Raw genomic sequence first — 18,626 nt, 5'->3', positions numbered from 1 at the left:
CAGCTCTTTTCCTGACCACTGCGTCAACGGGTAGAATGCGCCGCCTAGCGCATCAAATATCCCTGGACGTTTCGCCCTTGAATTCCGTAACTGACCGCCCCGCTGCAACCACCCTCACCCGCCCGGCCCGGGTTCGCCTGGAGCTGAGAAACCTGTTCGCCCTGGCGCTGCCGATCATGATCGCGCAACTGGCGACCACCGCCATGGGCTTCGTCGATGCGGTGATGGCCGGCCGTGTCGGGCCACGAGATCTCGCCGCTGTGGCGCTGGGTAACTCGATCTGGGTGCCGGTGTTCCTGCTGATGACCGGCACGTTGCTCGCCACGACGCCGAAAGTTGCCCAGCGCTTTGGCGCCGGCACTCACAGCGAGATCGGCCCGATCGTGCGTCAGGCGCTATGGCTGGCGTTGGTGGTGGGGTTGATGGCGACTGGCATGCTGATCGCTGCCGAACCGATCCTGCACATCATGAAAGTCGATCCCGAGCTGATCGGCCCCTGCATGCAATACCTGCATGGCATCGCCGCAGGTTTGCCAGCGGTCGCGTTCTATCACGTGTTGCGCTGCTTCAGTGACGGCATGGGCCGCACTCGCCCGGCGATGATCCTCGGTCTGTGCGCCCTGGCGCTGAACATCCCGTTGAACTACGTATTCATTTACGGCCACTTGGGCGTACCCGCCATGGGCGGTGCCGGCTGTGGCTGGGCAACGGGGATTGTGATGTGGTTCATGGCCCTCGGCATGGCGGCCTATACACGCGGGGCGCCCGCCTACCGAAAAAGCGAGCTGTTCAGCCGCTTCGACTGGCCACAATGGTCGGTGATCAAACGCCTGCTGGGCATCGGCCTGCCGATCGGCATTGCGGTGTTTGCCGAATCGAGCATCTTCGCGGTGATTGCCCTGCTGATCGGCAGCCTCGGCGCGACCGTCGTGGCCGGCCACCAGATTGCGCTGAACGTCAGCTCGCTGGTCTTTATGATCCCTTACTCGCTGGGGATGGCCGTCACCGTGCGCGTCGGTCAGGCACTGGGCCGCAATGAACCGCGTGAAGCCCGATTCGCAGCGGGCGTCGGCATGGGCAGTGCGTTGGCTTACGCCTGTCTGTCGGCGAGCATGATGCTGTTGCTGCGTGAACACATCGCAACGATCTACACGGCTGATCCGACGGTGATCCATGTGGCGGCGATGCTGATCGTGTATTCGGCGCTGTTCCAGTTTTCCGACGCGATCCAGGTCACGGCGGCCGGCGCGCTGCGCGGTTATCAGGACACACGGGTGACGATGATCCTGACGCTGTTTGCGTACTGGGGGATTGGTTTGCCGGTGGGTTACGCCTTGGGGCTGACCGATTGGTTCGGCACGCCAAGTGGCCCGAGTGGGCTGTGGCAGGGTTTGATCGTGGGCTTGAGTTGCGCGGCGCTGATGCTGTCAATCCGCCTGACGCGCAGTGCACGCAAGCGGATCCGCATCAGCCAGTCAGCGGGTTAAGCGAGTTTCTTGCGGATCCAGTAGAGGTAGGTGCCTGCCTCTTCATGCTGCGCGACCAGTTCGTGGTCGAGGAACACGCAAAACTTGGGGATATCGCGACGGGTCGACGGGTCGGTGGCGATCACCTTGAGCAAGCCGCCGGGCGCCAGGTCACGAATGTGCTGGTGCAACATCATCACCGGCTCCGGGCAATTGAGGCCGGTGGCATCGAGGGTGCCGTCTACCGGCGTATCAAGCATTTCACTCATGATTCACTCCTGAAACTGGCCGGCATTGTCGCGCATTGCCGGGGTTCTTAACAGATCGTACAGCTTGTCACTGTGGCGAGGGAGCTTGCTCCCGCTGGAGCGCGAAGCGGCCCCAATTCTGGCGATGCGGTTTATCGGAAGATCTCGGCGTCTGGTATTAGGGCTGCTTCGCAGCCCAGCGGAGCAAGCTCCCTCGCCACAAAAGCCCGGTCCCACATTAGTCCGCGTGATTAACGGGACTTAGGTTTCTTCACGTCAATCCGGCGCAGGTGGCAGGTCACTTCTTCGCGGTCGTGATACAGCTGTTTGCAGCCAATTTCGACCTTGATGCCGCGTTCCTTGAAGCCATCAGCGATGCGTTCGAGTAAGCGCTTCACTTCAGCGTAACGCTGTTTCATCGGCAGCTTGAGGTTGACCACCGCTTCGCGGCAATGCCCTTCGCCAATCCATTCTTCGAGCATCGCGGCGTTGCGCGCCGGTTTCTCGACGATGTCGCAGACCATCCAGTCCACTGGCTGACGAGGCTTGAAGGTAAAACCGTCAGCCATCAAATGTTGCACTAGACCAGTGTCCATCAGGCTTTCGGCCATCGGGCCATTGTCGATGGCGGTCACCAGCATGCCACGGTTGACCAGTTGCCAGGTCCAACCGCCCGGCGCGGCGCCCAGGTCAACGCCGGTCATGTCGCTGTGCAAACGCTCGTCCCACTGGTCGCGCGGGATGAAATGGTGCCAGGCCTCTTCCAGCTTCAGGGTCGAACGGCTTGGTGCGTCACGCGGGAACTTCAGCCGTGGGATTCCCATCGGCCACATCGCCGAGTTATTCGACTCAGCCAAACCGACGAACACTTCACGGCCGCTTTTGAACGTCAGCAGCAGGCGCGGTTTGCTGGCGTCTTCCACCAGCTTGCCGGCCGCCATCAGCGCCTTGCGCAGGTGACCTTCGAACTTCTTGCAGAAGTTCGACAGTTCCTTGCCATCGTTGGTGTCGACCATTTCCAGCCACAGGCTGCCGCACACCGGGAAGTCGACAATGTGCGCCAGGATCACGCTGATACGGTCGGTTTCCGGCAGATCGATGAAGATCCCCCGAGCCCACTGACGCGGGAAGATCAATTCGGCGAACCGCTGGCCGCGCATCAGGCGCTCGGCGCCATCTTCTTCGGTACAAATAAATTCGGCACAGGCGCTGGCGGTTTTAGCCTTGGCATAACCGGCCACGTTCAGCCGTGCCGCGTGTTCGGAAATCTCGGAACAGACTTCGCCTTCGAAGCCCGGCCGGCAATGCATAAAGAGGGTGTTCATTCTTACTCCTGGGCAGATGGCGAGAAATTCAACCACTGCGCGATGCCCAGGCTTGCGTTGAAGCAAAGCCTGTCACGAAAACCGCCGCATGATAGCCGAGTTCGGAACCTTGGACTTGTCGATAGAGTCCAGTTATTAGCCAGCTACTTAAAACAGGGCTAGGTTTAATGCTCTGTCCTTCCCCCAGTCCGTAGCCGTGCGGACTTAAAGGAGTCATTTCAAATGCCGTCCCTCGATAGCCTGAAAACCCTTAAGACCTTACAAATCGACGACAAGACCTACCACTATTTCAGTCTGCCCGACGCTGCCAAGAGCCTCGGTGATCTCGACAAGTTGCCGATGTCGTTGAAAGTCCTGCTGGAAAACCTGCTGCGCTGGGAAGACGAAAAAACCGTCACTGGCGCCGACCTCAAGGCGATTGCCGCGTGGCTCAAGGAGCGCCGCTCCGATCGCGAAATCCAGTACACGCCCTGCCCGCGTGATCATGCAGGACTTCACGGGCGTGCCCTGCCATCGTCGACCTCGCCGCGATGCGCGAGGCCGTCGCCAGAGGCTCGGCGGCGACCCGCAACAAGCATCAACCCGCTCGTCGCCGGTCGAACCTGGTCATCGACCACTCGGTCATCGCCGACCTCTTCGGCAGTTCGAGAACGCCCTCGAGCAGCAACGTCGAGATCGAATACGCAGCGCAACGGCGAGCGCTACCAGTTCCTGCGCTGGGGCCAGACAGCCTTCGACGACTTCAAGGTCGTCCCGCCGGGAACCGGCATCGTCCACCAGGTCAACATCGAATACCTCGGCCGCGCGGTCACGATGACCACGCGTCGTCAACGGCGTGCTGCAGGCCTACCCGGACACCTGCGTCGGTACAGACTCGCACACGACCATGGTCAACGGTCTCGGCGTTCTCGGCTGGGGCGTCGGCGGCATCGAGGCAGAGGCGGCCATGCTCGGCCAACCGGTGTCGATGCTGATTCCGGAAGTCGATTGGCTTCAAACTCACCGGCAAGCTCAAGGAAGGCATCACGGCCACCGACCTGGTGCTGACGGTCACCCAGATGCTGCGCAAAAAGGCGTGGTCGGTAAATTCGTCGAGTTCTACGGCGACGGTTTGGCTGACCTGCCGTTGGCCGACCGCGCGACCATCGCCAACATGGCCCCGGAATACGGCGCCACCTGTGGTTTCTTTCCGGTGGATGACGTGACGCTGGAATACCTGCGCCTGTCCGGCCGCCCGCCCGAAGTGGTCAAACTGGTCGAGGCCTACACCAAGGCCCAGGGCCTGTGGCGTCTGCCGGGCAAGGAACCGATATTCACCGACAGCCTGGAGCTGGACATGGGCAGTGTCGAAGCCAGTCTCGCCGGGCCTAAACGCCCGCAGGACCGCGTCTCGCTGCCGAATGTCGCCCAAGCCTTCAGCGACTTCATCGGCCTGCAACTCAAACCTACCAGCAAAGAAGAAGGTCGCCTGGAAAGTGAAGGTGGCGGCGGTGTCGCGGTGGGCAACGCTGATTTGATTGGCGAAGCGGACTACGAGTCTGAAGGCCATACCTATCGGCTGAAAAACGGCGCGGTGGTGATCGCCGCCATCACTTCCTGCACCAACACCTCCAACCCGAGCGTGATGATGGCGGCCGGGTTGGTGGCGAAAAAGCCGTGGAGAAAGGCCTCAGGCGCAAACCGTGGGTCAAGAGTTCCCTGGCGCCCGGTTCGAAAGTGGTCACCGACTACTACAAAGCAGCCGGCCTGACCCAATACCTCGATGAACTGGGTTTTGCCTTGGTCGGCTACGGCTGCACCACCTGCATCGGTAACTCCGGGCCGTTGCCGGAGCCCATCGAGAAGGCGATTCAGAAAGCCGATCTGGCCGTGGCTTCGGTGCTGTCCGGTAACCGCAACTTCGAAGGCCGGGTGCATCCGCTGGTCAAAACCAACTGGCTGGCCTCGCCGCCGCTAGTTGTCGCTTATGCATTGGCCGGCACGGTGCGGATCGACATCAGCAGCGAATCCCTTGGCGATGACAAGAACGGCAATCCGGTTTATCTGCGGGACATCTGGCCGAGCTCCAAGGAAATCGCCGACGCGGTGAGTCAGGTCAACACCGCGATGTTCCACAAGGAATACGCCGAAGTGTTTGCCGGTGACGAGCAATGGCAGGCGATCGAAGTGCCGCAAGCCGCGACTTATGTCTGGCAGGAGGATTCGACGTACATCCAGCATCCGCCGTTCTTCGATGACATCGGCGGCCCGCTGCCGGTGATCCAGGATGTGAAGAAAGCCAATGTACTGGCGCTACTCGGCGATTCGGTGACCACCGACCACATCAGCCCGGCAGGCAACATCAAGGCCGACAGCCCGGCCGGAGCATTACCTGCGTCGAGCACAGGCGTGGCGCCGCGGCGACTTCAACTCCTACGGCTCCCGTCGTGGCAACCATGAAGTGATGATGCGCGGTACCTTCGCCAACATCCGGCATTCGCAATGAAATGCTCGGTGGTGAAGAAGGTGGCAACACGATCTACATTCCGACCGGCGAGAAACTGCCGATCTACGACGCGGCCATGCGCTATCAAGCCTCGGGCACGCCGCTGGTGGTGATCGCCGGGCAAGAATACGGCACCGGGTCGAGCCGAGACTGGGCGGCCAAGGGCACCAATCTGCTGGGGGTGAAAGCGGTCATCGCTGAAAGCTTCGAGCGGATTCACCGCTCCAACCTGGTGGGCATGGGTGTGCTGCCGCTGCAGTTCAAGCTGGATCAGAACCGCAAAAGCCTGAACCTCACGGGCAAGGAAACAGTGGATATTCTCGGTTTGACCGGGGTTGAAGTGACGCCGCGCATGAACCTGACGCTGGTGATCACCCGTGAAGACGGCAGCAGCGAGAAGATCGAGGTGTTGTGCCGGATCGACACGTTGAACGAAGTGGAGTACTTCAAGGCGGGGGGATTTTGCATTATGTGTTGCGGCAGTTGATTGCCTCTTAACTCTCCTGCTGACAAAGACACCGCCTTCGGGCGGTGTTTTTGTTTGTGGGCTGCTTATAATCGCGCGCCTCAAACATTGCACAACCCTGTGGCGAGGGAGCTTGCTCCCGTTCGGCTGCGCAGCAGTCGTAAAACCAACCAACGCGATCTTTCTGAAACAATGTGGTCACCTGATTTGGGGCCGCTTCGCAGCCCAGCGGGAGCAAGCTCCCTCGCCACAAAAGCTCTTCAGCCTCAAAGGACTCTCTATGCTCGCTCTGCCATGGCTGCACCTGGCACTCCTCTCCCTCGGCTACGCACTGGCCCTGGTCTACGGCCAACTTAGCTGGCTGGCGGCGATTTCCGTCGGGTTGTTGCTGATCGCCGGTTTCGCCGTGCGCCAGCAAACGGTGCCCGTCGGCCGTTACCTCGGTCACGGCCTGTTCATCTTTCTGGCATTGGCGCTGGCCATGCATTGGCTCCCGGGCTTCTACAACGGTCGCGGCATCAACCCACATCGCCTCACCGACGATGCCGTGCCGTTTTCCATGTACCTGAATCAGGACAAACCCCTGATTGGTTTCTGGCTGTTGCTGGTCTGCCCGTGGATTGTCGGCCGGCGTTCGCTGCGACTGTCGATTTACGCCACCGCTATGGCCCTGATCCTGAGTGTCGTGCTCGCCCTCGGCGGTGCCTTGTTGCTGGGCATGATCAGTTGGGCGCCGAAATGGCCGGACCAGGCCTGGCTGTGGGTGGCGAACAACCTGCTGTTGGTAACGCTGGTTGAGGAAGCGCTGTTTCGCGGCTACATCCAAGGTGGCCTGAGCCGGCACTTCAAACACCTGCCCTACGGCGAAAACCTCGCACTGCTGCTCGCCTCGCTGGTGTTCGGCCTGGCCCATATGGGCGCGGGCTGGCAATGGGTGTTGCTGGCGAGCCTGGCGGGTGTCGGCTATGGTCTGGCCTACCGATTTGGCGGGTTGGGTGCGGCCATCGCCACCCATTTCGGCTTGAACCTGCTGCATTTCGGCTTGTTCACCTACCCGATGCTCGCCGGATGACGCAACGGTCGTTTTGCGACGCACCGCTGATTATTGAAAATAAAATTTCAATAAATTCCTGACGATGCCGACACCCTGTCAAAGCCTCACGGATTGACATAGCCATGCGTAACAACCAACCCATTACACAACGCGAACGGACCTTCCCGGCTCAGCAACGGTTGATTTCCACGACCGACGCCAAAGGCGTGATCACCTACTGCAACGACGCTTTCATCGAAATCAGTGGGTTTTCCCGTGAAGAGCTGATCCGTGCGCCGCATAACCTGGTTCGTCACCCAGACGTCCCGGCAGCGGTATTCGCGCACATGTGGGGTACTTTGAAACAAGGCTTGCCATGGATGGGCATTGTCAAGAATCGCTGCAAGACCGGTGACCACTATTGGGTTAACGCCTACGTCACACCGGTTTTCGAAGGCAATCAGGTGGTCGGTTACGAGTCGGTGCGGATCAAACCCACCGCCGAACAGATCCGCCGTGCCGAAGCGCTTTACCAACGCATCAACCAGGGCAAGTCGGCGATTCCTTCGACAGACAAGTGGCTGCCGGTCCTTCAGGACTGGGTGCCGTTCATTCTGGTCAGCCAACTGAGCTTCATGATCGGCGCGTCGCTGAACTCCCACTGGGGTTTTGCCTTGGCCGCCGGCCTGTCGGTGCCACTGGGCTTGATGGGCTTGAGCTGGCAGCAACGCGGTCTCAAGCGTCTGCTGGTCCTGGCCGGGCAAACCACCTCCGACCCACTGATCGCGCAGATGTACACCGACAGCCGTGGCGCCCAGGCGCGACTGGAAATGTCGATCCTCAGCCAGGAAGCGCGCCTGAAAACCTGCCTGACCCGCCTGCAGGACACTGCCGAACACCTGACCGAGCAAGCGAAGCAGTCCGATACCCTGGCCCACAAGAGCTCCAGCGGCCTGGAACGTCAGCGCGTCGAAACCGAGCAAGTGGCCACCGCGGTCAATCAGATGGCCGCCACCACCCAGGAAGTCGCCAGCCACGTGCAACGCACGGCTGACGCTACCCAGGAAGCCAATCGCCTGACCGGTCGCGGTCGTGACATCGCCGGGGAAACCCGCGAAGCCATTCAGCGTCTGTCGGTGGTGGTCGGTGAAACCGGCCTGACCGTCACCCAACTGGCCAAGGACAGCGACGAAATCGGTGGTGTGGTCGATGTGATCAAAGGCATCGCCGACCAGACCAATCTGCTGGCGTTGAACGCCGCCATCGAAGCGGCTCGCGCCGGTGAAATGGGCCGTGGTTTCGCGGTCGTGGCCGACGAAGTGCGCCAACTGGCGCAACGCACCAGCGAGTCCACCGGGCAGATCCATGCACTGATCGCCAAGCTGCAACAGACCGCCAACACTGCCGTGCAGACCATGGACGCCGGCCATCGCCAAGCTGAAGAAGGTGTGGCGCGAGTACTGGAAGCGGACCAGGCACTGATCGGCATCAGCGAAGCGGTGGCGCACATCACCGACATGACCACGCAGATTGCTGCGGCAACCGAAGAGCAAAGCTCGGTGGCCGAAGAAATCAGCCGCAACATCAGCAACATCTCGCAACTGGCGGACCAGACCTCGGAACAGGCACAACACTCGGCGTTGCTGAGTGAAGAACTGACCAAGACGGCCAATACCCAGTATTCGTTGGTGGAGCGGTTTAACCGCTGATTGATGCTGGAAAGACAAAACCCGGACAGCGAAAGCTTCCGGGTTTTTTATTGCCGCTGTGAAAGTGATGTTGGTTGTTCGGGCCTCTTCGCGGGCAAGCCTCGCTCCTACAGGTTATGCGCCGGTCATGCAGACGCTGGTAAACCGTAGGAGCGAGGCTTGCCCGCGAAGAGACCGGCACTAACACCGCAAAATCTTACTGAAGGAATGAAGCGACCTTCTGCGCCGCAGCCGCCAAATGCTGCTCATGATTAAACCCGGACGCCTTCAACGGCTTCAAATCGTGATCCCCCGCTACCAGCCAAAACACCTCAATGCTCGGTGAGAGCGAGTAAGCCTCCACCGCCTCACGATTACCCAACGCATCCCGCTCGCCCTGCACGATCAAGGTCCGGGTCTTGAGCCCGGCCAGATGCTCTACCCGAGGCTTCTCCGGTTTACCCACCGCGTAAAACGGATACCCCAGGCACACCAACGCATCCGCGCCCAATTCATCCGCCAGCAAACTGGCCATCCGCCCGCCCATGGACTTGCCGCCAACGGCCAGTTTCCCAGTGACATGGCGTCGCACCACCGCATACACCTCACGCCAGCATTCCAGCAGTTTCGGCGCCGGATTCGGTGGACGTTTGCCGCCGTCGATGCGCCGTTGCGCCATGTATGGAAACTCGAAGCGCAGCACGTTGAGCCCATGTGCCGCAAGGCGCGCAGCCATGTCGTTCATCCAGCCGCTGTCCATCGGTGCACCGGCGCCGTGAGCCAGGATCAACGTCGGCGATGATGGCGTCGAGGCGGCATCCCACAGCCAGCCATGTTCGGCCACGCACTGCGCCCATTGATCCCCGTCAATACTGGCCTTGTGCTCTTTGTCCATGCTTGCCTCGCTTTTAGTCTGCCTATAACTCCAGGCGAAGGAAGCGTCTGCCTTGCGCGGCTTACTCGCAAAGACGGGCCTTCACTTCGGCTGAACCGTGGATGGGGAACCATGAACACTTCTATCAGTACCGCCTACAACTACAAGGTGGTCCGCCAATTCGCCATTATGACGGTGGTGTGGGGCATCGTCGGCATGGGGCTCGGGGTTTTTCTCGCGGCCCAATTGGTCTGGCCCGAACTCAACTTCAATTTGCCGTGGACCAGCTTCGGCCGCCTGCGCCCGCTGCACACCAATGCTGTGATTTTCGCTTTTGGCGGCTGCGCTTTGTTCGCCAGTTCGTTCTATTCGGTGCAACGCACCTGCCAGACCCGACTGTTCGCACCGAAAATCGCCCAGTTCTGCTTCTGGGGCTGGCAACTGGTGATCGTGCTGGCGGCCATCAGCCTGCCGCTGGGTTACACCAGTTCCAAGGAATACGCCGAGCTGGAATGGCCGATCGATATCCTGATCACCATCGTCTGGGTCGCCTACGCCATCGTATTCTTCGGCACACTGGCCAAGCGTACGACCAAGCACATCTACGTCGGTAACTGGTTCTTCGGTGCTTTTATCATCACCGTGGCGATTCTGCACATCGTCAACAACCTGGAAATTCCGGTTAGCTGGAACAAGTCCTACTCGGTATACGGCGGTGCGACTGACGCCATGGTTCAGTGGTGGTACGGCCACAACGCGGTGGGTTTCTTCCTGACTGCCGGCTTCCTCGGGATGATGTATTACTTCGTGCCGAAACAGGCCGAGCGCCCGGTGTATTCGTATCGTTTGTCGATCGTGCACTTCTGGGCATTGATCACCCTGTACATCTGGGCCGGTCCGCACCACTTGCACTACACCGCACTGCCGGACTGGGCACAGTCGCTGGGCATGGTGATGTCGCTGATCCTGCTGGCGCCAAGCTGGGGCGGGATGATCAACGGCATGATGACGCTCTCGGGCGCCTGGCATAAGTTGCGCAGCGACCCGATCCTGCGCTTCCTGGTGGTCTCGCTCGCGTTCTACGGCATGTCGACCTTCGAAGGGCCGATGATGGCCATCAAGACGGTGAACGCCCTCTCCCACTACACCGACTGGACCATCGGCCACGTACACGCCGGGGCACTCGGCTGGGTGGCGATGATTTCCATCGGCGCGCTGTATCACATGATCCCGAAAATCTTCGGTCGCCCACAGATGCACAGCATCGGCTTGATCAACGCGCACTTCTGGCTCGCGACCATCGGCACCGTGCTCTACATCGCTTCGATGTGGGTCAACGGCATCGCCCAGGGCCTCATGTGGCGCGCTGTCAACGAAGACGGCACGCTGACCTACTCCTTCGTCGAAACCCTGGTGGCCAGCCACCCGGGCTTCGTCGTGCGGTTGGTGGGCGGCGCGATCTTCTTCAGCGGCATGTTGCTGATGGCCTACAACACCTGGCGCACCGTTCGGGCCTCGCAGCCTGCCGAAGCCGCCGCTGCCGCGCAGATGGCCTGAGGAGTCCGCCATGAAACACGAAACAATCGAAAAAAACGTCGGCCTGCTGCTGTTGCTGATGATCTTTGCCGTGAGCATCGGCGGTCTGACTCAGATCGTCCCGCTGTTCTTTCAGGACGTGACCAATAAGCCGGTGGAAGGCATGAAGCCCTACACCGCGCTGCAACTGGAAGGTCGTGACATCTACATCCGCGAAGGCTGCGTCGGTTGCCACTCGCAGATGATCCGGCCGTTTCGCGCCGAGACCGAACGTTACGGGCACTACTCGGTGGCCGGTGAAAGCGTCTGGGATCACCCGTTCCTGTGGGGCTCCAAGCGCACCGGGCCGGATCTGGCGCGGGTCGGCGGTCGCTACTCCGAAGACTGGCATCGCGCGCATTTGTACAACCCGCGCAACGTGGTGCCGGAATCGAAAATGCCTGGCTACCCGTGGCTAGTGTCCAACCAGCTCGACAGCAGCCACACCGAAACCAAGATCAAGGCCATGCGCACCCTCGGCGTGCCGTACACCGACGATGACATCACTGGTGCAGTCGCCTCGCTCAAGGGCAAGACCGAAATGGACGCCCTGGTCGCCTACCTGCAAGTGCTCGGCACTGCCATCAAGAGCAAGAGGTGAGCCATGGTCTTTGAAATGAGCAGTGGAATGATCCGCGGCCTGGGCACGGTCGTGGTGTTTGTGGCCTTCGTCGGCCTGGCGTTGTGGGTGTTCAACGGCAAGCGCAGCCCGGAATTCGCCGAAGCACGTTTGCTGCCGTTCGCCGATGAGCCGTTACCCGACGACGCCAACACCCAAGAACCTGAAACAAGGAGTACCCGGCCATGACCACCTTCTGGAGTACGTGGATCTGCGTACTGACCATCGGCAGCCTGATCGGCCTGACCTGGCTGCTGATCGGCACCCGCAAGGGCGAAACCAAGGGCAGCGTCGACCAGACCATGGGCCACAGCTTCGACGGCATCGAGGAATACGACAACCCGCTGCCGCAGTGGTGGTTCATGCTGTTCGCCGGCACGCTGGTGTTTGCCGTGGGTTACTTGATTCTTTATCCGGGCCTGGGCAACTGGAAAGGCATCCTGCCCGGCTACGAGGACGGCTGGACCGGCGTTCACGAATGGGAAAAGGAAATGGACAAGGCTAACGCCAAGTTCGGACCGATCTTCGCCAAATTCGCCGCCATGCCAGTGGAAGAAGTCGCCAAGGACCCGCAAGCGTTGAAAATGGGCGGTCGCCTGTTTGCGTCCAATTGCTCGGTGTGCCACGGCTCCGACGCCAAGGGCGCCTTCGGCTTCCCGAACCTGGCCGACAGCGATTGGCGTTGGGGCGGTGAAGCCGACACCATCAAGACCACCATCATGGGCGGTCGCATGGCCGCGATGCCGGCCTGGGGTGAAATCCTCGGTGAGGCTGGGGTGAAAAACGTCGCCGCGTATGTGCGTCACGAACTGGCCGGCCTGCCGTTGCCTGCCGACAGCAGCGCCGACGTAAACGCCGGCCAGCAAGTGTTCAGTACCACCTGCGTCGCCTGTCACGGGGCAAACGGCCAGGGCACTGAAGCCATGGGCGCGCCGAATCTGACGCACCCGGCCGGATTTATCTACGGCTCAAGCCTGGTGCAACTGCAACAAACCATTCGTCATGGCCGCCAGGGCCATATGCCGGCGCAGAGCGAACTGCTCGGCAACGATAAGGTGCAACTGTTGGCCGCCTACGTTTACAGCTTGTCCCACGGTGCCAGCACCGAGCGTTTGCAGGCCGAAGGCAAAAACGAGTAAATCTTGACCGCTCTGCTGCCGCATTCTCCCGGATGCGGCAGTTCCCTTCTTCATTTGCGACGCATTGTCGCACCCTCAATCAGTCTCCCTTTCGGTTCCCCGGATTCGGGTCTACGCTTGCTCGATGCGGACTGGCAAAGTACCGGTTCCAGGTCGACCCTAGCCGATGTGTTCGACGAATCTGCTCGATGACAGGCCGCAAAGGCTGGTAGATACCGGCTGTCGTGCCAATTGCCATCGGTCACCTTATCGTTGCGTTTCAACACACCCCGTTACAACTGACCTGAACCCCTCGCCTTTTTCTTCCGCTGCGACATTTTGTCCGGGGGCAATTTTGTCCTTACGCGGCGCATGGAAAGGCCGCAGAATCAGCGTCTGAAAGCATTGACCCAGGTCATGGCGCGTTGCAATGACCCCCTGCTTTCTACATACTTGCGGCCGATTTTTACTCCTAATAAAACATACTCAAACCGTGGAACCTTAGAATGAGCACAGCAATCAGTCCGACTGCTTATAACTATAAGGTAGTCCGCCAGTTCGCCATCATGACGGTGGTCTGGGGGATCCTTGGCATGGGGCTTGGTGTCTTCATCGCCTCACAGCTTGTATGGCCGGAATTGAATTTCGGCCTGCCGTGGACGACATTCGGACGCTTACGCCCGTTGCACACCAACCTGGTGATTTTCGCCTTCGGTGGTTGTGCACTGTTTGCCACTTCTTATTACGTCGTGCAGCGAACCTGCCAAACGCGACTGATTTCCGACAGCCTTGCAGCCTTCCACTTCTGGGGATGGCAAGCGGTGATCATCGGCGCCATCGTGACCTTGCCGCTGGGTTACACCACCACCAAGGAATACGCCGAACTGGAATGGCCCCTGGCTATCCTGCTGGCGATTGTCTGGATCGTTTACGCACTGGTGTTTTTCGGCACCATCGTCAAGCGCAAGACCAAGCACATCTATGTCGGTAACTGGTTCTACGGTGCTTCATCGTCGTGACGGCGATCGCTGCACATCGTCAACCACGCCTCCCTGCCGGTCAGTTTCTTCAAGTCCTACTCGGCCTACGCCGGTGCGACTGACGCCATGATCCAATGGTGGTACGGCCACAACGCGGTAGGTTTCTTCCTGACCACTGGCTTCCTGGGGATGATGTACTACTTCGTTCCGAAGCAGGCCGAGCGTCCGATCTACTCCTATCGTCTGTCCATCGTGCACTTCTGGGCGCTGATCACCCTGTACATCTGGGCCGGTCCGCACCACTTGCACTACACCGCACTGCCGGACTGGGCTCAGTCCCTGGGCATGGCGATGTCGATCATCCTGCTGGCACCAAGCTGGGGCGGCATGATCAACGGCATGATGACCCTGTCGGGCGCCTGGCATAAGCTGCGCACCGACCCGATCCTGCGTTTCCTGGTCGTGTCCCTGGCGTTCTACGGCATGTCGACCTTCGAAGGCCCGATGATGGCCATCAAGACCGTCAACTCGCTGTCGCACTACACCGACTGGACCATCGGCCACGTACACGCCGGCGCGCTTGGCTGGGTTGCGATGATCTCGATCGGCGCGATCTACCACATGATCCCGAAACTGTTCGGTCGCACGCAGATGCACAGCATCGGCCTGATCAACACCCACTTCTGGCTCGCGACCATCGGTACCGTTCTGTACATCGCTTCGATGTGGGTCAACGGCATCACCCAGGGTCTGATGTGGCGTGCAATCAACGACGACGGCACCCTCACCTACTCGTTCGTTGAAGCGCTGCAAGCCAGTCACCCTGGTTACATCGTTCGCGCCCTGGGCGGTGCGTTCTTTGCCAGCGGCATGCTGTTCATGGCCTACAACGTATTCCGTACCGTACGTGCCTCGAACCCGGCTGAAGCCGAAGCCGCCGCTCAGATTGCTGTAGTTGGAGCTCACTGATGAAGCATGAAGCAGTCGAGAAGAACATTGGCCTGCTGGCCTTCTTCATGGTTATCGCCGTCAGCATCGGCGGCCTGACCCAGATCGTTCCGTTGTTTTTCCAGGACGTCACTAACAAGCCGGTTGAAGGCATGAAGCCTCGCCCGGCGCTGGAACTTGAAGGGCGTGACATTTTCATCGCCAACGGCTGTGTCGGCTGCCACTCGCAGATGATCCGCCCGTTCCGTGCTGAAACCGAACGTTACGGCCACTACTCGGTAGCCGGTGAAAGCGTCTGGGACCACCCGTTCCTGTGGGGTTCCAAGCGTACCGGTCCGGACCTGGCCCGTGTCGGCGGTCGTTACTCCGATGACTGGCAGCGTGCGCATTTGTACAACCCGCGCAACGTCGTGCCTGAGTCGAAAATGCCGGCCTACCCGTTCCTCGTGGAAAACAAGCTCGACGGCAAAGACACCGCCAAGAAAATGGAAGTCTTGCGCACGCTCGGCGTCCCTTACACCGACGAAGACATCGCCGGCGCCAAGGATGCTGTGAAGGGCAAAACCGAAATGGACGCGCTGGTGGCCTATCTGCAAGGCCTGGGCACCATCATCAAAAGCAAACGGTGATTTAGATGGATATCGGGATGATTCGTGGCCTGGGCACCGTTGTTGTGATGGTGGCCTTTATCGGTCTGGCGTTGTGGGTGTTCAGTCCCAAGCGCAAGTCGGAGTTTGAAGACGCGACCTTGCTGCCTTTCGCGGATGATCCCGAAGCCATCAAGCACGTCGAGCAAGCTTCTAGGAGTAACAAAGAATGACTACATTCTGGAGTCTGTACGTCACGGTCCTCAGTCTGGGCACTATCTTCGCCCTGACCTGGCTGCTGCTGTCGACCCGCAAGGGCCAGCGCAGCGAGCAGACGGAAGAAACGGTTGGCCACTCCTTCGACGGGATCGAGGAGTATGACAACCCACTGCCGAAATGGTGGTTCATGCTGTTCGTGGGCACCATCATTTTCGCCCTCGGCTACTTGGTGCTCTACCCAGGCCTGGGTAACTGGAAAGGCCTGCTGCCGGGTTACAACTACCTCGATAACGACAAGCAGACCGCGTTCGCCAACGGCCAGACCGGCTGGACCGGCGTTCACGAGTGGGAAAAGGAAATGGCCAAGTCGGACGCCAAGTTCGGCCCGATCTTCGCCAAGTTCGCTTCCATGCCCATCGAAGAAGTGGCCAAGGACCCGCAAGCCCTGAAGATGGGTGGCCGCTTGTTCGCCTCCAACTGCTCGGTCTGCCACGGTTCCGACGCCAAGGGTGCTTACGGCTTCCCTAACCTGACAGACGAAGACTGGCGCTGGGGCGGCGAGCCGGCCACCATCAAGACCACCATCATGGGCGGCCGTCATGCGGTGATGCCTGCGTGGGCTGAAGTGATCGGCGAGCAAGGCGTTGCGGATGTTGCCTCCTTTGTGCTGACCAACCTCGATGGCCGCAAGCTGCCGGAAGGCACCAAGGCCGACCCGGTTGCCGGCCAGAAACTGTTCGCGGCCAACTGCGTGGCATGCCACGGTCCGGAAGGCAAAGGTACGCCAGCGATGGGCGCACCTAACCTGACTCACCCGGCTGCGTTCATCTACGGTTCGAGCTTTGCTCAACTGCAGCAGACCATCCGTTACGGCCGTCAGGGCCAGATGCCTGCGCAAGAACAGCTGCAAGGCAACGACAAGGTTCACCTGCTGGCCGCTTACGTCTACAGCTTGTCTCACGGTGAGAAGGCAGCGGACGCCCAGTAAGGCAAACGCTTGAAGCAACAAAAAACGGCCCCGCCAATGAGAATTGGCGGGGCCGTTTTCATTTGCATGACCGTCACACATTGAGACCGATTTTTAATCGACCGAACACCTTGGGGCCTGTAGTTTTTTCTCACCTTGAAGACGCACTTACCAAAGTGAATCTCTCAAGGAGACAGATGCATTTCACAGGTGATCACCAAGGAAAAAATGACATGTCCTATTCTGAAGCTCGTCGTATCCAACAGCCTCAAAACATCCCGTTCACCCCAACGCTAGAACCCGGAAACGGCTCGGGTGGGCTGGACGGCCTGGGTGGCGGGCGCCTCCCTAAATAGCTCAACCGCTGCATTGACACAGAGCAGCGCCAACGCGCTGCTCTCAAGGCAAATCGTGGATCGTCTATAGTCAATTGATCTGGATCATGATTTGTTACATCTGCTACACCATCTACGCTATTCCCCCAACGCGACCAAAGGTCGCACCCTTGAGATAGAGCGACAGGCGTATCATTGCGCCACTGCAACACCTCTTTTTGACCGCGGTCGGCACGTACTGACCGAGGCATTTTTCCACTGCCGTGGGATGCAATGATGAGCAATCAGATTCCGGTACACGACGTTACTCCGCCAGCCAAGAACGCAAACAACAGCGTCGACCTCTACGCCTCTCGAGAAAAAATCTACACCCGCGCCTTCACCGGCCTGTTCCGCAACCTGCGGATGATGGGCGGGGCCGGTTTGTTCCTGCTGTATTTCGGTACGGTGTGGTTGAACTGGGGTGGTCATCAAGCCGTCTGGTGGAACCTGCCGGAACGTAAATTCTTCATTTTTGGCGCGACCTTCTGGCCCCAGGATTTCATCCTGCTCTCGGGCCTGCTGATCATCAGCGCCTTTGGCCTGTTCTTCATTACCGTGTACGCCGGACGCGTCTGGTGCGGCTATACCTGCCCGCAAAGCGTCTGGACCTGGATTTTCATGTGGTGCGAGAAGGTCACCGAAGGCGACCGCAACCAGCGCATCAAGCTCGACAAAGCGCCAATGAGCGGCAATAAATTCCTGCGCAAACTCAGTAAACACAGCCTGTGGCTGTTGATCGGTTTCGTCACCGGCATGACCTTCGTCGGGTACTTTTCGCCCATCCGCGAGCTGACCATCGACTTCTTCCTCGGCGAAGCCGATGGCTGGTCGTACTTCTGGGTCGGTTTCTTCACCCTCGCCACTTACGGCAATGCCGGCTGGTTGCGCGAGCAGGTGTGCATCTACATGTGCCCGTATGCGCGCTTCCAGAGCGTGATGTTCGACAAGGACACCCTGATTGTTTCCTACGACCCGCGTCGTGGTGAGTCCCGCGGCCCGCGCAAGAAAGGCGTGGACTACAAGGCCCAAGGCCTGGGCGACTGCATCGACTGCACCATGTGCGTCCAGGTCTGCCCGACCGGGATCGACATCCGCGACGGCCTGCAAATCGAGTGCATCGGCTGCGCCGCGTGCATCGATGCCTGCGACAGCATCATGGACAAAATGGACTACCCGCGCGGCTTGATCAGCTACACCACCGAGCACAACCTGTCCGGGCAAGTAACCCATAAGCTGCGCCCACGCCTGATCGGCTATGCCGTTGTGCTGCTGACCATGATCGGCTTGCTGGTCACCGCGTTCTTCATGCGCTCGCTGGTCGGTTTTGACGTCAGCAAGGACCGCGTGCTGTACCGCGAGAACGCCGAAGGCCGGATCGAAAACGTCTACAGCCTGAAGATCATGAACAAAGACCAACGCGACCACACTTACCTGCTCGAAGCCAGCGGTCTGCCGGACCTCAAGCTGCAAGGCAAGCGTGAGATCAAAGTCGCCGCCGGAGAAATATTCAGCCAGCCGGTGGAGCTCTCCAGCGCACCGGAGCAATTGCCATCGAGCACCAATGAGGTGAAATTCACCCTCAAGGATGCCGATGACGACAGCGTTCACGTTGAAGCCAAGAGCCGATTCATCGGCCCACAAATTCGTTGAG

At 59.8% G+C, this 18,626-nt stretch carries 14 protein-coding genes and 2 pseudogenes; 13 read left to right on the top strand and 3 right to left on the bottom strand.

Going from position 1 to position 18,626, the window contains the following annotated elements; translation table 11 throughout:
- Positions 1–77: 77 nt before the first annotated feature.
- On the top strand, positions 78–1,487 hold the full coding sequence (locus RHM58_RS18945) for an MATE family efflux transporter (protein WP_201255901.1): 1,410 nt from the start codon (positions 78–80) through the stop codon (positions 1,485–1,487).
- On the opposite strand, the gene tusA is transcribed toward RHM58_RS18945, so the two are convergent.
- On the bottom strand, positions 1,484–1,735 hold the full coding sequence (tusA, locus tag RHM58_RS18940; protein WP_054054315.1) for a sulfurtransferase TusA: 252 nt from the start codon (positions 1,733–1,735) through the stop codon (positions 1,484–1,486). The two genes, RHM58_RS18945 and tusA, sit on opposite strands and share 4 nt — an antisense overlap.
- Positions 1,736–1,965: 230 nt before the next feature.
- Positions 1,966–3,039, bottom strand: a complete 1,074-nt coding sequence (gene rlmM / locus RHM58_RS18935) for a 23S rRNA (cytidine(2498)-2'-O)-methyltransferase RlmM (protein ID WP_201192860.1) — start codon at positions 3,037–3,039, stop codon at positions 1,966–1,968.
- Positions 3,040–3,261: 222 nt separating this feature from the next.
- Between rlmM and acnA the strand changes: the two are divergent.
- The 3 genes and pseudogenes from acnA (at position 3,262) to RHM58_RS18920 (ending at position 8,732) form a co-directional block, all read left to right on the top strand.
- A pseudogene (gene acnA / locus RHM58_RS18930) lies at positions 3,262–6,022 on the top strand (aconitate hydratase AcnA).
- Between the two features lie 248 nt (positions 6,023–6,270).
- On the top strand, positions 6,271–7,062 hold the full coding sequence (locus RHM58_RS18925) for a CPBP family intramembrane glutamic endopeptidase (RefSeq protein WP_322267866.1): 792 nt from the start codon (positions 6,271–6,273) through the stop codon (positions 7,060–7,062).
- Between the two features lie 104 nt (positions 7,063–7,166).
- Positions 7,167–8,732, top strand: coding sequence for a methyl-accepting chemotaxis protein (locus tag RHM58_RS18920; RefSeq protein ID WP_201202172.1), 1,566 nt, complete (start codon positions 7,167–7,169; stop codon positions 8,730–8,732).
- 196 nt (positions 8,733–8,928) lie between these two features.
- On the opposite strand, the gene RHM58_RS18915 is transcribed toward RHM58_RS18920, so the two are convergent.
- Positions 8,929–9,606 carry an alpha/beta family hydrolase gene (locus RHM58_RS18915; RefSeq protein ID WP_201255903.1) on the bottom strand — a complete coding sequence of 226 codons (678 nt, stop codon included), beginning with the start codon at positions 9,604–9,606 and terminating at the stop codon, positions 8,929–8,931.
- A 111-nt stretch (positions 9,607–9,717) separates the two neighbouring features.
- On the opposite strand from RHM58_RS18915, the gene ccoN (RHM58_RS18910) reads away from it, so the two are divergent.
- From ccoN (RHM58_RS18910) to ccoG, 9 genes and pseudogenes are all read left to right on the top strand, one after another.
- Positions 9,718–11,142: a cytochrome-c oxidase, cbb3-type subunit I gene (gene ccoN / locus RHM58_RS18910; RefSeq protein WP_201202166.1), complete on the top strand. Its 1,425-nt coding sequence runs from the start codon at positions 9,718–9,720 to the stop codon at positions 11,140–11,142.
- 10 nt (positions 11,143–11,152) lie between these two features.
- On the top strand, positions 11,153–11,761 hold the full coding sequence (gene ccoO / locus RHM58_RS18905; RefSeq protein ID WP_201202163.1) for a cytochrome-c oxidase, cbb3-type subunit II: 609 nt from the start codon (positions 11,153–11,155) through the stop codon (positions 11,759–11,761).
- A gap of 3 nt (positions 11,762–11,764) precedes the next feature.
- Positions 11,765–11,968: a cbb3-type cytochrome oxidase subunit 3 gene (locus RHM58_RS18900; RefSeq protein ID WP_201192892.1), complete on the top strand. Its 204-nt coding sequence runs from the start codon at positions 11,765–11,767 to the stop codon at positions 11,966–11,968.
- Positions 11,965–12,918 carry a cytochrome-c oxidase, cbb3-type subunit III gene (gene ccoP, locus RHM58_RS18895; protein ID WP_201255904.1) on the top strand — a complete coding sequence of 318 codons (954 nt, stop codon included), beginning with the start codon at positions 11,965–11,967 and terminating at the stop codon, positions 12,916–12,918. The genes RHM58_RS18900 and ccoP (RHM58_RS18895) overlap by 4 nt, the downstream gene beginning before the upstream one ends.
- Before the next feature lie 485 nt (positions 12,919–13,403).
- Positions 13,404–14,846: pseudogene (gene ccoN / locus RHM58_RS18890) on the top strand (cytochrome-c oxidase, cbb3-type subunit I).
- Positions 14,846–15,454 carry a cytochrome-c oxidase, cbb3-type subunit II gene (gene ccoO / locus RHM58_RS18885; protein WP_054593209.1) on the top strand — a complete coding sequence of 203 codons (609 nt, stop codon included), beginning with the start codon at positions 14,846–14,848 and terminating at the stop codon, positions 15,452–15,454. The pseudogene ccoN (RHM58_RS18890) and the gene ccoO (RHM58_RS18885) overlap by 1 nt, the downstream one beginning before the upstream one ends.
- 5 nt (positions 15,455–15,459) lie before the next feature.
- Positions 15,460–15,645: a CcoQ/FixQ family Cbb3-type cytochrome c oxidase assembly chaperone gene (locus RHM58_RS18880; protein WP_003175465.1), complete on the top strand. Its 186-nt coding sequence runs from the start codon at positions 15,460–15,462 to the stop codon at positions 15,643–15,645.
- A complete protein-coding gene (gene ccoP / locus RHM58_RS18875) occupies positions 15,642–16,619 on the top strand; it encodes a cytochrome-c oxidase, cbb3-type subunit III (protein ID WP_322267865.1) in 978 nt (325 codons plus the stop codon). The genes RHM58_RS18880 and ccoP (RHM58_RS18875) overlap by 4 nt, the downstream gene beginning before the upstream one ends.
- Before the next feature lie 590 nt (positions 16,620–17,209).
- Positions 17,210–18,625 (top strand): cytochrome c oxidase accessory protein CcoG, encoded by a 1,416-nt coding sequence (gene ccoG / locus RHM58_RS18870; RefSeq protein WP_201202154.1) that lies wholly within the window; start codon positions 17,210–17,212, stop codon positions 18,623–18,625.
- Position 18,626: the final 1 nt, after the last annotated feature.

The sequence above is a fragment of the Pseudomonas sp. 10S4 genome (assembly GCF_034344865.1).
Classification (GTDB): Bacteria; Pseudomonadota; Gammaproteobacteria; order Pseudomonadales; family Pseudomonadaceae; genus Aquipseudomonas.
Note: the sequence above shows the minus strand (reverse complement) of the source record. Positions and strands in the feature narration are given on the sequence as shown.

Coding starts and splice junctions, on each gene's coding strand:
- RHM58_RS18920 (WP_201202172.1), top strand. CDS start 7,167: ATGCGTAACAACCAACCCATTACACAACGCGAACGGACCTTCCCGGCT.
- RHM58_RS18925 (WP_322267866.1), top strand. CDS start 6,271: ATGCTCGCTCTGCCATGGCTGCACCTGGCACTCCTCTCCCTCGGCTAC.
- ccoP (WP_322267865.1), top strand. CDS start 15,642: ATGACTACATTCTGGAGTCTGTACGTCACGGTCCTCAGTCTGGGCACT.
- ccoO (WP_201202163.1), top strand. CDS start 11,153: ATGAAACACGAAACAATCGAAAAAAACGTCGGCCTGCTGCTGTTGCTG.
- ccoO (WP_054593209.1), top strand. CDS start 14,846: ATGAAGCATGAAGCAGTCGAGAAGAACATTGGCCTGCTGGCCTTCTTC.
- RHM58_RS18880 (WP_003175465.1), top strand. CDS start 15,460: ATGGATATCGGGATGATTCGTGGCCTGGGCACCGTTGTTGTGATGGTG.
- RHM58_RS18900 (WP_201192892.1), top strand. CDS start 11,765: ATGGTCTTTGAAATGAGCAGTGGAATGATCCGCGGCCTGGGCACGGTC.
- rlmM (WP_201192860.1), bottom strand. CDS start 3,039: ATGAACACCCTCTTTATGCATTGCCGGCCGGGCTTCGAAGGCGAAGTC.
- tusA (WP_054054315.1), bottom strand. CDS start 1,735: ATGAGTGAAATGCTTGATACGCCGGTAGACGGCACCCTCGATGCCACC.
- RHM58_RS18915 (WP_201255903.1), bottom strand. CDS start 9,606: ATGGACAAAGAGCACAAGGCCAGTATTGACGGGGATCAATGGGCGCAG.
- ccoN (WP_201202166.1), top strand. CDS start 9,718: ATGAACACTTCTATCAGTACCGCCTACAACTACAAGGTGGTCCGCCAA.
- ccoG (WP_201202154.1), top strand. CDS start 17,210: ATGAGCAATCAGATTCCGGTACACGACGTTACTCCGCCAGCCAAGAAC.
- ccoP (WP_201255904.1), top strand. CDS start 11,965: ATGACCACCTTCTGGAGTACGTGGATCTGCGTACTGACCATCGGCAGC.